Annotated in this window: 12 protein-coding genes and 1 pseudogene; 11 read left to right on the top strand and 2 right to left on the bottom strand. The window is 43.0% G+C overall.

Going from position 1 to position 13,880, the window contains the following annotated elements:
- Positions 1 to 139 precede the first annotated feature (139 nt).
- Both ACGHVY_RS13990 and ACGHVY_RS13985 read right to left on the bottom strand, forming a co-directional pair.
- Positions 140 to 1,162 carry a FecR family protein gene (locus ACGHVY_RS13990; RefSeq protein ID WP_390599460.1) on the bottom strand — a complete coding sequence of 341 codons (1,023 nt, stop codon included), beginning with the start codon at positions 1,160 to 1,162 and terminating at the stop codon, positions 140 to 142.
- A gap of 34 nt (positions 1,163 to 1,196) precedes the next feature.
- Positions 1,197 to 1,799, bottom strand: a complete 603-nt coding sequence (locus ACGHVY_RS13985; RefSeq protein ID WP_390599459.1) for an RNA polymerase sigma-70 factor — start codon at positions 1,797 to 1,799, stop codon at positions 1,197 to 1,199.
- 235 nt (positions 1,800 to 2,034) lie between these two features.
- Between ACGHVY_RS13985 and ACGHVY_RS13980 the strand changes: the two are divergent.
- From ACGHVY_RS13980 to ACGHVY_RS13930, 11 genes and pseudogenes are all read left to right on the top strand, one after another.
- Positions 2,035 to 5,004, top strand: a pseudogene (locus ACGHVY_RS13980) (two-component regulator propeller domain-containing protein); the annotation flags it as partial.
- A 202-nt stretch (positions 5,005 to 5,206) separates the two neighbouring features.
- A complete protein-coding gene (locus tag ACGHVY_RS13975) occupies positions 5,207 to 5,773 on the top strand; it encodes a hypothetical protein (RefSeq protein ID WP_005812876.1) in 567 nt (188 codons plus the stop codon).
- The gene (locus tag ACGHVY_RS13970) at positions 5,770 to 7,017 is read left to right on the top strand and encodes a site-specific integrase (protein ID WP_005812874.1); all 1,248 of its coding nucleotides are present in this window, start codon (positions 5,770 to 5,772) and stop codon (positions 7,015 to 7,017) included. The genes ACGHVY_RS13975 and ACGHVY_RS13970 overlap by 4 nt, the downstream gene beginning before the upstream one ends.
- A 323-nt stretch (positions 7,018 to 7,340) precedes the next feature.
- Entirely contained in the window at positions 7,341 to 7,982 is a 642-nt protein-coding gene (locus ACGHVY_RS13965) for a hypothetical protein (RefSeq protein WP_005812872.1), read from the top strand.
- Between the two features lie 133 nt (positions 7,983 to 8,115).
- A complete protein-coding gene (locus tag ACGHVY_RS13960) occupies positions 8,116 to 8,484 on the top strand; it encodes a helix-turn-helix domain-containing protein (RefSeq protein WP_004320284.1) in 369 nt (122 codons plus the stop codon).
- 43 nt (positions 8,485 to 8,527) lie between these two features.
- A complete protein-coding gene (locus ACGHVY_RS13955; protein ID WP_005812869.1) occupies positions 8,528 to 8,869 on the top strand; it encodes an AlpA family transcriptional regulator in 342 nt (113 codons plus the stop codon).
- Between the two features lie 2 nt (positions 8,870 to 8,871).
- Complete coding sequence (locus ACGHVY_RS13950) at positions 8,872 to 9,978, top strand: AAA family ATPase (RefSeq protein WP_005812867.1); 1,107 nt, start codon at positions 8,872 to 8,874, stop codon at positions 9,976 to 9,978.
- 200 nt (positions 9,979 to 10,178) lie between these two features.
- Complete coding sequence (locus ACGHVY_RS13945; protein WP_005812865.1) at positions 10,179 to 11,078, top strand: toprim domain-containing protein; 900 nt, start codon at positions 10,179 to 10,181, stop codon at positions 11,076 to 11,078.
- 156 nt (positions 11,079 to 11,234) lie between these two features.
- Positions 11,235 to 12,206 carry a hypothetical protein gene (locus tag ACGHVY_RS13940; protein WP_005812863.1) on the top strand — a complete coding sequence of 324 codons (972 nt, stop codon included), beginning with the start codon at positions 11,235 to 11,237 and terminating at the stop codon, positions 12,204 to 12,206.
- A gap of 86 nt (positions 12,207 to 12,292) precedes the next feature.
- On the top strand, positions 12,293 to 12,973 hold the full coding sequence (locus ACGHVY_RS13935) for a hypothetical protein (protein ID WP_225710357.1): 681 nt from the start codon (positions 12,293 to 12,295) through the stop codon (positions 12,971 to 12,973).
- Positions 12,970 to 13,740, top strand: coding sequence for a metallophosphoesterase (locus ACGHVY_RS13930; protein WP_007837351.1), 771 nt, complete (start codon positions 12,970 to 12,972; stop codon positions 13,738 to 13,740). Before ACGHVY_RS13935 ends, ACGHVY_RS13930 begins: the two co-directional genes overlap by 4 nt.
- Positions 13,741 to 13,880: the final 140 nt, after the last annotated feature.

Genomic DNA, 13,880 nt, shown 5'->3' with positions numbered 1-13,880 from the left:
TTTAAGACAGAAAGTCAAAAGGGGTCAGGGGTTGGAAAGGAACCTGACCTTTTTTTATTTCTATCAGGGGAGTCAAATCATGTCTTTTCAAAGTTGCTTTTCATATTCTTTTGGGTTTTAAAAGGTTTAACATTCTGTTTCATTCAGGAAGTGTGATCACAATATTTTTTCCTTCAATGGTATAAGTCATTTTATCGGTAGATGATAGTACATCCATAATTTCCCGGATACTCTGTTCTTTTCTGCGGAAGTTACCATAGAAACGGACGGAGTTTAGCGCAGCGTCTGCAATAGTGATTTTTATGTTGTAGCTTCTTTCCAGTTCCTTCACAATATCGGGGAGCAATGCTTCATCGAAATAGAGACGGTCGTTTGTCCATTCGGCGCTGTAAGCCGCTTTAGTGCTTGAAATCAATAAATTGCCGGTCTTTTTGTCTAATAAGGCTTGTTGGTCCGGGTGAAGTATTGTTTCCTTTTGTTGGGTACTGAGAGCCACTTTCCCTTCGAGCAAACAGACTTTAGCTTCCAGATCGTCCTGATAATTCTTGAAATTGAATTTAGTTCCTAATACTTTCACGTCCAATTCATTGGTATGTACTTTAAAAGGAATATGTTCATTTCTGGTTACCTCGAAATAAGCTTCTCCGGTAAGATTCAGTGCCCGTTCGTTGATACCGAAGTCCTGTGCATAACTCATCTTCGAACCAGCGTTGAGCCAGACCAGGGTTCCGTCGGGAAGATATAATTTGGTTTTTGATCCGTATGGAGCTTCAATAGAGATTTGAGTCAGTTGATTCCGGATCACACTCTTTCCTGTCTGGAAAGCGATTGTTCCGCAAATAAAGACCACGATAATCATCGCGGCAGCATACATCCACGGGCGAAGTTGGAAAGCCTTGCGTTTATTGGTGCCTTGTCGGCCACTGGCTTCGGTTTGTTTCAAGAATAGTTGATAGGCTCTTTCTTTGTTGAAGTCCATATCATCTGTTTCGTCCGAAGCGGCTATCCATACTTCCTGCATATCGGAAAAATATTTTCTGTTTTTTTCCGAAGCATTCAGCCATTCTTGCAATGATTGCATATCTTCCGGTGTCAGACTATTTGTCAGATATCCGGTAATCCAATCATTGACAGTATCCGTATGTAGTGATTGTTCATCCATAAATAATGATTGCCTTTATATATACTACAGTTTTTTATTTCAAGAGGGTAGGGTAAAAAGCGAAAAAAATGCATAAGAAAGTTCCAAGTTCTCTTTTTAGTATTGCTAATGCGCTCTTTATGTGATATTTGACCGTGTTGACGGAAATGCCAAGTTCCTTAGAAATTTCTTCGTAACTCATTTCCCGGAAGCGGCTCATTGTAAATACCTGCTTGCAGGCAGGGGGAAGTTTTTGGATAGCTTCTTGAATTTTATGTTCCAGTTCTTTCTTTAATAGTGTGCCCAGAGGCTGCTGATTGTCCGGTATGATATTTTGCAGTTGGATTCCTGCCCGCTCCATGGCAGAAAAGCGGATTTCCACTTCTTGTTGCTTGAGAGCCAGATAATTCAGGCATTTATTACGTACGGCTATTACTAGGTAATTGCGCAGGGGAGGAACGAGTTCCAAACTTTCCCGGATTTCCCATAAGTGAAAAATAACATCACTGACTATACTTTCTGCTTGTATCTTGTCTTTCAGCATATAATAACTAAGTTTGCAGAGAGCAACATAATGATAGTCATACAAATACTTGTATGCTTCATTATCTCCTGCCCTTAGCTTTTTTATTATGATTTTTTCATCAACTGGATTCATGGTGTGCTTTTTCATCTCTGCAATATTCGGATAATATATTGAAAGATGCAAATTAATTAGTGGAAAAATACTCTCTCACTATTTTCATTTATGATATGTTTTTCTATAAACTAAGAACTGGATACATGAGTATTAATGTTAATCTCAGGTTGAAATATAAATACATTTATTGAATTGCGTTTTAATTATTTTTTTATATTTTTGCAGTGATTTTTTTTGAATATTTGTGAAAGACATGAATAGTTTTGTAAAGATGAAGAGGCTCTTGTTACTTATAGTCCTTTTCATTAGTGGTACTGTAGCCAGAGGGCAGATTTATAAATACATAGGGCTGGAGGACGGTCTGAACAATCAGAAAATATACCATATCCAGAAAGACCGACGGGGATATATGTGGTTTTTAACTCAGGAAGGGGTAGACCGTTATGACGGCAAACATATCAAACATTACACCTTTTCAGACGAAAGCATGACGCTGGACTCACGGATTGCCTTGGGTTGGCTTTATATGGACAGCGAGAATGTATTATGGGTAATCGGTCAGAAAGGTCGTATTTTCAGATATGATTCGCGTCATGATAAATTTGAACTGGCTTATGTACATCCTGAGCTGATCAGAAATAAGTCACAGGCGTTTCTGAATCACGGTTATTTGGACAAGAATGACCGTATCTGGTTATGTTGTAAGGATAGCATTACCTGGTATGATACCCATACCGGGACGACGTTGCATATACCAACACCGATTGACGGTGAAATAGCCGCCATTGAACAGACGGACGGCAACCATTTCTTTATCGGCACGGGAAACGGCTTGTTTCGTGCCGGGATAGAACAGGGCGAGTTGAAGCTACTTCCCGACGAAGTGCTGGAAAGTATCAGTACGCCGGTTCATGAACTCTATTACCATGCTGTTTCCAAACAACTGTTTGTCGGGAATTATAAAGAAGGAATACTTATCTATGACATGAGTGGAACAGGAAAAATCATTTCCTGCCATTCACCAAACAATGTAGAAGTGAACCGGATTGTTTCCTTGAATACCCATGAACTACTGGTAGCTACGGGTGGAAAAGGAGTCTATAAACTGGATGTGAATACCTGCATGAGTGAACCTTATATAACGGCCGATTACAACAGTTATAATGGGATGAACGGAAACAATATCAATGACATCTATGTGGATGAGGAAGAACGTATCTGGCTTGCCAATTACCCCTCCGGCATTACAGTCCGTAACAACCGTTATAGGAGTTACGATCTGATAAAACATTCACTCGGCAACAACCGGTCACTGGTGAACGATCAGGTTCATGATGTGATGGAGGATAGTGACGGCGACCTTTGGTTTGCAACCAGTAACGGTATCAGTATCTATCAGACTGAAACACAAGAATGGCGTTCCTTCTTCAGCTCCTTTGATTCGGTACCGGATGATGAGAATCACATATTTCTAGCGCTTTGTGAAGTCTCTCCCGGTGTGATATGGGCCGGCGGTTTTACATCCAGTATCTATAAGATAGAAAAGAGGAAAGGATTTAAGATCAGTTATATTACCCCTGCAGCTATTGCAGGAGTCCGCCCCGACCAATATATTTTTGACATTAAAAAAGACTCGAACGGTGATATATGGTCCGGAGGGTATTTTCATCTGAAACGCATCAATCTTGAGACTAAAACTGTACGTTTGTATCCGGGAGTGAGTTCTATCACTACCATTCATGAGAAAGACGCCCGGCAGATGTGGATTGGTACGCGGATGGGACTCTATCTGCTTGACAAGCAGTCCGGAGCTTACCAGTATATTGACCTGCCTGTTGAATCTCTATATATATGCGCATTATATCAGAGAGAAGACGGCATCCTGTATATTGGTACCCGTGGAGCCGGACTTCTTGTTTATGACATCAATAAGAATAAGTTTATACATCAGTACCGAACTGACAATTGTGCGTTGATTTCCGACAATATCTATACGATTCTTCCACGTCAGGACGAGAGCGTCCTCATGGGTACGGAGAATGGGATTACAATTTATTCACCCAAGGAACACTCCTTCCGCAACTGGACGCGTGAACAAGGATTGATGAGTGTCAATTTTAATGCAGGTTCTGCCACAACTTACTGTAAAAGTACGCTTGTTTTCGGGGGTAATGACGGTGCAATTAAGTTTCCTGCAGACATACAGATCCCGGAGTCGCATTATTCACGTCTGCTACTGCGTGATTTTATGATTGCCTATCATCCCGTTTATCCGGGAGATGACGGTTCACCCTTGGAGAGGGACATTGACGAGACTGACCGGCTGGAGCTGGCCTACGGACAAAACACTTTCTCTCTTGATGTGGCCTCCATTAATTATGATTATCCTTCCAACATTCTTTATTCATGGAAAATCGACGGGTATCATAAAGAGTGGAGCCGTCCGAGCCAGGATAACCGGATTCTTGTCCGAAATCTACCTCCCGGCAATTATACGTTACAAATTCGTGCCATATCCAATGAGGAAAAGTATAAAACCTATGAGACAAGGAACATTCACATCGTCATAACGCCTCCGGCATGGGCCAGTGTGTGGGCTATGGTGGGGTATGCAATCCTGTTGGTGCTGGTTATGGTTATCATTTTCCGTATCATCATGCTGCACAAACAGAAGAAAGTCTCGGATGAGAAGACACGATTCTTCATTAATACGGCCCATGATATACGTACGCCGCTTACATTGATAAAAGCGCCGTTGGAGGAAGTCGTAGAAAATCATATGGTGACCGAACAGGCATTACCCCATATGAATATGGCTCTAAAGAATGTGAATACATTACTTCAACTGACAACAAACCTGATAAACTTCGAACGGGTAGATGTCTACTCTTCTACGCTTTACGTCTCCGAGCATGAACTGAATACCTATATAAATGATGTTTGTGCCACTTTTCGCAAATATGCCGAGATGAAACACGTCAGATTTGTTTGTGAAAGTAATTTTGACTATCTGAATGTGTGGTTTGACAGTGACAAGATGAGTTCCATTCTGAAGAATATCTTGTCAAATGCATTGAAATACACTCCGGGAAATGGCAGCGTATGTATTTGTGCTTATGATGAAGGTAACACTTGGAGTATCGAAGTGAAAGATACAGGAATCGGTATTCCCTCATGTGAACAGAAGAAATTGTTCAGAAACTATTTTCGGGGGAGTGAAATAAGCACATAGAGAAATAAGAATACAATATCAAATGGAAAGCGTGTAGCTCAATGAGTTACACGCTTTTCTTGTTTTTGGCCGTACACAATAATATTGCTATCTTTGCGTTATTATTATAAACATCTGTACCTTATTTGTACCTGTAAGAAAAAGTAGATATGATGAGAAGAATAGATATTAAGAACTACAAAATGAATGAATTATGGCAGTAGCAAAGTATAAGATAGTACGGAAATGTCCTGTGTGCGGAGAAGAGTTCTTCGCAAGGACTTTGGAGTCCTGGTATTGTTCACCCAAATGCTCCAAGGTGGCGTGGAAGCGTAAGCATGATGAAGAAAAACGCCAACTTGAACTGGACAAGATTGTAAGCAATATGCCCAAGTCTAAAGAGTATATCAGCATAACGGAAGCGTATGCTATGTTTGGTGCAAGCCGCTCAACCATTTATAGGCTCATCTACATGAAAAAGATTTCCTTCATTGAGCCAGAGAAAGGAATACGACTTGTATGCAAAGGAGAACTAATGAATCTGTTTCCGTTAAGACAGTCTCCGCTTGACACCAAGCCAAGGAAACCAGTTACCATGTACCGCATGGAACCAGAGGATTGCTATACAATAGGTGAGATTTCCAAGAAATTTCATCTGGATGACAGCACCGTGTATGCTCATATACGAAAATACTCAATACCGACCCGGCAAATCGGTAATTATGTGTATGCTCACAAGGAATCAATAGACAAACTTTATAAAGATATAAAACCATTATGAAAAGATTAGATTATACTAAAGTCTCCGTCAAATTAAAGAAAAGTGAGTGGAGAGATGAGTGGTTCATCTATCTTGAAGCTTATCCTGTTTATGAGACGGGAAATGACAAACCCAAACGAGTGCGTGAATATCTCAGGAGGTCTATTACTACCCCTATATGGGATAAACGACGAAGCGAGCGAGCCGTTGCTGGTAGAATAAAGTACAAGCCCAAGCGAGATGACAATGGCGTTATTCAGTGTAAATCCAAGCAAGATATGGAAACTTGCCTTTATGCGGATGGCGTTCGAGTCCTGCGTCAAAAAGAGTACGACAACATGGCTCTCTTTACTGACCAGCAAATGGAAATGGCAGAACAAAGCGAACGCTCAAAATGCAATGTTCTGGAGTATATTGAGAAGTTAATCAAAGAAAGAGAGGAAACTGCGTCAGAATCGATAGTTGTCAACTGGCGCAGATTGCACACACTGTTGTCAATGTTTGCCAAGTGTGACTACATACAGTTCTCGCAGATTGACATGAAGTATATTGAGGCATTCCGTTCCTTCTTGATAAAGGCACCGCAGGGTGGTTCTAAGAAAGGAACTATTTCAAGGAATACGGCATCGACGTACTTCTCTATCTTCAAGGCGGCACTCAAACAAGCTTTCGTGGATGGCTATCTGAATTGTGATATTGCTGCCAAGGCTAAAAATATCATGTTTCAGAGTGCTCGAAGAGAGTATCTGTCACTGGAAGAACTTAATATATTGGCAAAGACTCCGTGTGATGATATACTAAAACGGGCAGCCTTGTTCTCTGCACTGACAGGAATGCGACATAGCGATATTCAAAAGCTTAAATGGTCAGAGGTTGAAGAATACAATGGTGGGTACCGTCTCAATTTCACTCAGCAGAAGACTAAGGGCGTTGAATACATGCCTATATCGCCACAGGCATACAAGCTTTGCGGTGAGCGCAAGAAAGACGGAGAACTGTTGGTGTTTGCCGGACTGCCTGACCCTTCATGGATATCTAGGCCTTTGGAACGGTGGGTAAAAGCATCAGGGATTACCAAGCACATCACCTTTCATTGCTTCCGCCACACCTATGCAACGTTACAATTGGCTAACGGTACAGACATATATACCGTAAGCAAAATGTTAGGGCATACCAATGTAAAAACCACGCAAATCTACGCAAAAGTAATTGACAAGAAGAAAGATGAAGCTACAGAAGCTTTTAAGTTGGACATAGATGAATAGTGATTATCATTTGTAAGCACTTAGTATAGAAGACCACTTGTATCAATAAGTCCTTTATTGTACAGGTGGTTTTTAGTGCCTTTCATTTTCAACATTCTATGTAATGATGCTATTGTTTTGGCACTTTAACCTTTCGTGGAAACCAAACATTTATAACAATAAACAGATAAAAATGAAAAAAGACAGCCTTTTTTGGCTTCTCTCTTTTTGAAGAGAGCAAGCGTGTCCACAAACATGTGGAGTGTACAGAAGACTTCTACAGAGAACTGTATGAGTTGTTTGAGATCGCAAGAAGTTGGTATCTTCAAGCTGAAAAGAATCATATGAAGACAGAGTACTTCATAGAACTATTTGAGCGCAGTCACCAATATATTGACTGTGATTGTGCACGTTGTAAGAACTCGCGACAGATGGCAATTGGCATTATTGGTACTTTGTTTAGAGACTCTAAGTGTGTGTCAATAATCAAGAAAAAAGAAGATTATTCCAAGCAGGAACTTATTGAGTTGTTTCTTCAACATGTGGGTACTGGTCTGCCAATCCTTACCCGAAAGAAATCGTCCATCCTCACTTTGGGATGCCAATTGTCAGACAGACAGATGGATTTGTTGGTAGAACTTGTCCAAAGTCACGACATATTTGATTTTGCCGACAACAGTGATGTGCGTAGCGAGTTGTGTCGCCTATTCAAGTGCGACTTGGACGCATCTATCCGTGTAAAGAATGTACGTAATGTAGCCGTACTGTTTGACGCTATGGCTCAATACCATTTGATAAACAATAATTGGCAATATGTCATGGGAGAAGGTCGCTTCTTAACCAGTATCAAAAAGGATGGAACAGAGAAATTCATAACTTCAAGTTGTCTTTCCTCTTCTCTTTCAAGGATAAGAAGAAACGTTTCCATGACAGCAAGTCAATATGCCATCTGCAAATCCATCGAACAGATATTAAGAGAGGAATAAATCACAATAATTCTGCTAAATGAAAGTAAAAACGTGATAGTTTGGTTGATACTGCCTTACTATCACGTTACTTTTTCTATTTAGTGACAGTCTCCCCATAACTTTGCATCAAAAATCATAAAAAATAATTAGCATGGAAGAAAATAGTATAAGATTTGAAGATATTCCCAACGCTATAACGGGGGTACTGAAAAAGCTGTCATCATTAGAAGACAAGATTGATGGTATATATGAACTTGTTCAATCAGAAAAAGAAGAAACATGGTTTACGGTTGCTGAATTATGTGCTTATCTCCCAACACATCCGGTAGAGCATACCATATATTGCTGGACAAGCAATCGGGAAATACCGTTTCACAAGAGAGGCAAACGCATCATGTTCCTCAAATCTGAGATAGATGAATGGCTTCAAGGAACCAAGGGCAAATCGAAGAACGAGATTCAAAGAGAAGCAGAGGAATATGTACTATCTACACAAAGAAAGAATAGACGGCTAATATAACCGTGCTACTGTCTGTAAACAATTTAATTAAGGTACGTGACACATGAATGAAAGACATTTTAGACTCTATGAGCGAATTGTCGCAATAGAAGACAGTTTGGAGGCTTTGGGACCTATTGACAAACTAATAGAGCGAATCGAGGAATTGGAGAAGATGGTCAAGCAGACCAAAACCGTCTTGGGGTTTGACGAAGCATGTAAGTATATTGGTGTTTCTGAAAGCCTGCTATACAAACTTACAGCCGCAAAAGAAGTTCCACACTATAAGCCAAGGGGAAAAATGCTGTATTTTAATAGAGAAGAAATCGACAAGTGGCTGCTCCAAAACAAACAAGAGGTCATTGGAATGGTAACGAAAATAGAAATTGATAATCCGAAAGAATGAAAATGGAAGAAAATAACAAACATGTACAGCCTAACTCAAAAGAGGAAGGAGTACAGCGTCTCAATCGCATATTGAGCGAATCGTTGATAAAGGCAACAGATACTTATAAAACACCTCCTCAGATTATATGGGTTGATAATTCCAGCATAGCCACATTGGGCAACTTCAGTGCTTCTACTGGTAAGGCAAAGGCGAAAAAGACCTTCAACGTGTCTGCCTTGGTAGCCGCTTCCCTCGCCAACGGCAAGGTACTGAACTATCGCGCCAGTCTGCCAGAGGGGAAACGCAAGATACTGTATGTAGATACGGAGCAGAGCCGCTATCACTGCCATAATGTGCTGGAGCGCATCCTGAAGCTCGCTGGTCTACCTACAAGCATCGACAACGAGAACCTTGACTTTATCTGTCTGAGAGAGTACACGCCCTCCGTCAGGATAGAGGTCATAGACTATGCGCTTGCCCAAGACCAAAGCTATGGACTGGTCATCATCGACGGAATCAGAGACCTGCTTCTCGACATCAACAATGCGGGAGAATCGGTCGAGGTCATCAACAAGATGATGGAATGGTCATCAAAGTATGACCTGCACATCCATTGCGTATTGCATCAGAACAAGGGCGACAATAACGTGCGCGGGCATATCGGTACGGAGATGAACAACAAGGCAGAGACGGTGCTTGTCATCACCAAGAGCACCACCAATCCCGACATCAGCGAGGTGAAGGCGATGCACATCCGTGAGAAGGAGTTCAAGCCGTTTGCCTTTACAGTCAATGAGGAAGGGTTGCCAGAGATTGTCGAGCACACGCCGGAGAAGGAAGAAGGTGACAAGCAACCGTCAAGGTTTACTTACCAAGACTTGACATCCGAACAGCATAACGAGGCGCTGACGGCTGCATTCAAGGAGAAACCTATCAAAGGATTCGATCGCATGGTGGAGGAATTAACGCAAGCCTATGCAGACATTGGCTTTAAGCGTGGCAGAAGCGTCATCATCAAAATGCTGAAATACCTGATTAACGAGCAAAAGCTCATAGTGAAGCGGGATAATCATTACTATTTCGGATATACACCTGCCGAGATTGACCTGTTCCATGAAGAGGAATAAAAACAGTTCAGAAACCAGTTTAGTTTACGTCCGTACCTATATATAAGAAATAAGGCCAAAGTAAACCGAAATCGGAGGCTGAATTGGGAAGCGGAAAAGTAGTTTAGCAAATGGTTTAGTTTACGGGTGTGCCTATATAGGAGAAAGGGTAAAGTAAACTGTTTCCATGGACAAAGTAAAACCGAACAAATGAAAGTACAATGAATATTGAACAATCGAAGAAACTGAGCATTATAGACTTCTTAGACAAGGAGAATGTAACGCTGAAAAAGAAGAAGGGCAATGCCTACTGGTATCTGTCACCCTTCAGGGACGAGAAGACCGCATCGTTCAAGGTCAGCAAGAAGGAGAACCTGTGGTACGACTACGCCATTAAGGAGGGCGGTGACCTTGTGGAGCTGGTAAAGCGTATGTATAACAAACAATCCGTTTCCGATGCCCTTGCCTACCTTGCGTCCAAGAGTATTGCCACTGTGGATAAGGCAATCGAGACCGCTATCGCAGCCAAGGAATACACGACAACCAAGATGAACGATGTGAAGCTGCTCCCACTGAGCAACCATTCTCTGCTGTCCTATTTCAGTAGCCGACGGATAGACATCACCATTGGCAGGATGTATTGCAGGGAGATACACTACAAGGTTGAGCAAAAACATTACTATGGCATTGCCTTTGGCAATCTGAGTGAAGGACATGAGGTGCGCAATCCCTATTTCAAGGGCTGCATCGGGCATAAGGACATCACCCTGCTTGCCCATACGTTCAACGAGTGGCAAAACGGTTGTCTGGTCTTTGAGGGCTTCATGGACTTCCTTGCTTATATGACCCTCGTTAAACAGCAAGACCGATGGTTTGTCGTTGAAAGCCCTTGCGACTATATGATACTGAACTCAGTCGCCAACCTCAAACAGGCATTGCATTACCTTGACCGTTACACCCACATCCATTGCTTCCTCGACAACGACCAGGCAGGACGCAAGACGGTTGAGAGCATCAGCAATGTATTCGAGTACAGGGTGACGGACGAGTCCTTCAGATATGCCGACTACAAGGATGTCAACGACTATCTGATGAGGAAGAAACGAACGGCATCTGAATGACATTATAAAGACGAAAACACCATCATTTGATGCAAAAATGGCTCAAATGCATTGAAATTACATATCAAATCTGCACTTTTTCGCCCAAACATGCTTGATTCTCAATTATTATCCTTATTTTTGCATCGTTTTAATACATTATTAAAATGTAGCAGAATGGAATTAAAAAAAGAAATAAGGATATTGGGCAGACGCTTTGAGGTGGAACCTCGTGCCAAGGAAAGCCTGAAAGGCATCACGGTTGGCGAGAAACTCTCATACCGTTTCTATGATGGCACATACCAAGGCACGCCCCTGCTGTTCGTTGAGCCCAAGAAGGGCAATCCCTCTCCACGGACTTGCGCCATCACGGGCAAGCGGTTGACCGAAGCCCTGGGACTGCCTGCGGTGTTTATCCTTGCGCCCGGACCCACCTACGAGCGACACAGACTGGCAGACAAAGGAGTCTTCTTTGTCATGTCCGAGGAATATGCCCATCTGCCAGGCATCATAGCATTGGAGAAGACAAGCAACAGGAAGATTGCCGAAGTATTGACCCCTGTGGCGCAATACATACTACTCTATCACCTACAGGTGGGCAGTATTGAAGGAATGTCGCCAAGGGATATTGCACCGTTGCTTCCATATTCTTACGAAAGCGTCACGTTGGGTGTCACCTGTCTTGAAGATGTAGGACTGTGTCAAAAGATTCAGAACGGACAGCGCAGCAAGGTGGTACACTTCGAGTTGAAGGGCAAGGAACTGTGGGACAAGGCTCAGAACGTCTTGCTGTCACCTGTGGAGAACCGCATCTTTTGCGATGACATACGCTTGGATGCGGAATACCCCGTATGCGGCATCAATGCCCTGGCACATTATTCCATGCTTAATCGTGACCGGGAAGAGATGATAATGATGACAAGCAAGGAATATCGTGCCGTCAAGTCGGCTGATGTCATGGAGAATCCCAACATCTATGACGGCAACTATATCATAGAGGTATGGAAATACCCTGTTGTCAGCAAAATGGGCGACAAAAGCCAGTGGGTTGATCGCCTTTCCCTTGTCCTTTCGTTGAGAGATGATGATGATCCGAGAGTAGAAAAAGAAGTAGAACGAATAATCAGTGAACAGAAATGGAAGGATTAGTCAAGTTCCGTGAAGCATTTGCGGAATACTCAGAAAACTATGTGGTGATAGGCGGAGCAGCCTGTGACATCACCATGACCAATACCGTGGTGCGTCCACGCGCCACACACGACATCGACATGATAGTCATCGTAGAGAACATGACCGAGGCTTTCGCCAATCGCTTCTGGCAGTTTGTGCGGGAGGCTGGCTATCGACCTGAAAAGAGGAAACAGGAGGCTGGTGAGCCACCAAGGTATGAAATGTATCGTTTCCTTGATGGTAAAGACGGCTATCCCGAGATGATAGAACTGCTGTCACGCCACCCCGACGTGCTTGGAGAGCCAAAGGGATTTGTCATAGAACCTATCCCGACCGATGAAGATGTGTCGAGTCTTAGTGCCATCATCATGGACGATGATTACTATCACTTTACTATCGCACACAGCCAACTGACTGATGGCATACGCCATGCCAATTCCGCTGCCTTGATAGCACTGAAGGCAAGAGCCTACCTAAATCTCATGGCAGACAAGCGGGACGGCAAGCATGTGAACACCAAAGACATCAAGAAGCACCGTTCGGACATCCTGAAAAATGTGGTCATAATGACTGAGGACAACATTGAGGCTCCTGCTTCAATAGTGGCATGTATAAGGGAGTTTGTCGCCTCCATCAGAGCCGACTGGTCAACTCTCGCAGAACCATTGTCAAAGTCACTCGGTCAAGACGAGGCATTTGTGACCGGACTGTTAGATCAACTGGATGAATTGTTTATAGAAGCATGACCAATATGAAGATACAATACGCATCCGACCTGCATCTGGAGTTTGCCGACAATTGGCGGTATCTGAAAGCCCACCCCTTGGAGGTGACGGGCGACATACTGCTGCTTGCCGGCGACATCGGCTATCTCGGCGATGACAACTACTCCAAGCATCCCTTTTGGGACTGGGCATCGGAGAACTACAAGGAGGTGCATTGCTGCATGGGCAACCATGAGTTCTACAAATATTATGATGTGGCGACACTGCCCGACGGCTATCTCTTGGAGGTACGTCCCAATGTATTCAGCCACTACAACGGTATTGCGAGGATTGGCGACACCGACATCATCCTCTCCACCCTTTGGTCGAGGATTCCTTTGGAGGACGCTTACTTCACCGAGCAAGTGATAAGCGACTTCCGCCGTATATTATATAAAGGTGAGCTGATGACCCATGCCCAATTCAATGCTGAGCATGAACGTTGCCTCACCTTTATCAAGGATGCAGTGGCATATTCGCAAGCAGCCCATAAGATTGTTGTCACCCATCATGTACCATCGTTCCGTATGCTCCACCCAAAGTTTCAAGGCAGCAAGGCAAACGTGGCGTTCACCGTAGAGTTGGAGGACTATATCACCGATAGCGGCATAGACTATTGGATATACGGACATTCGCACACCAACATCGATGCCAGGATAGGCAACACCCAATGCTTGTCCAACCAGTTGGGCTATGTTTTCTCTAACGAACATCAGGACTTCTCCCATGGCAAGTACCTGACCATATAGCCATCCACATTTTTTTCATCCACCCTCTTTACAAGCTCTTCCCTATCGGAAGGGCTTTTTTTGTGCCTTTCGAGTTTGATTTTTGAGTATGATTGCGAGTGTAATCAAAATTAGAGTTAAGATTTGGCTCCGCGGAAAGT

Origin of the sequence: Bacteroides sp. f07 (assembly GCF_042854785.1) — a bacterium.
In the GTDB taxonomy this organism is placed as follows: domain Bacteria; phylum Bacteroidota; class Bacteroidia; order Bacteroidales; family Bacteroidaceae; genus Bacteroides.
This window is presented reverse-complemented; position numbering and strand designations above follow the sequence as displayed.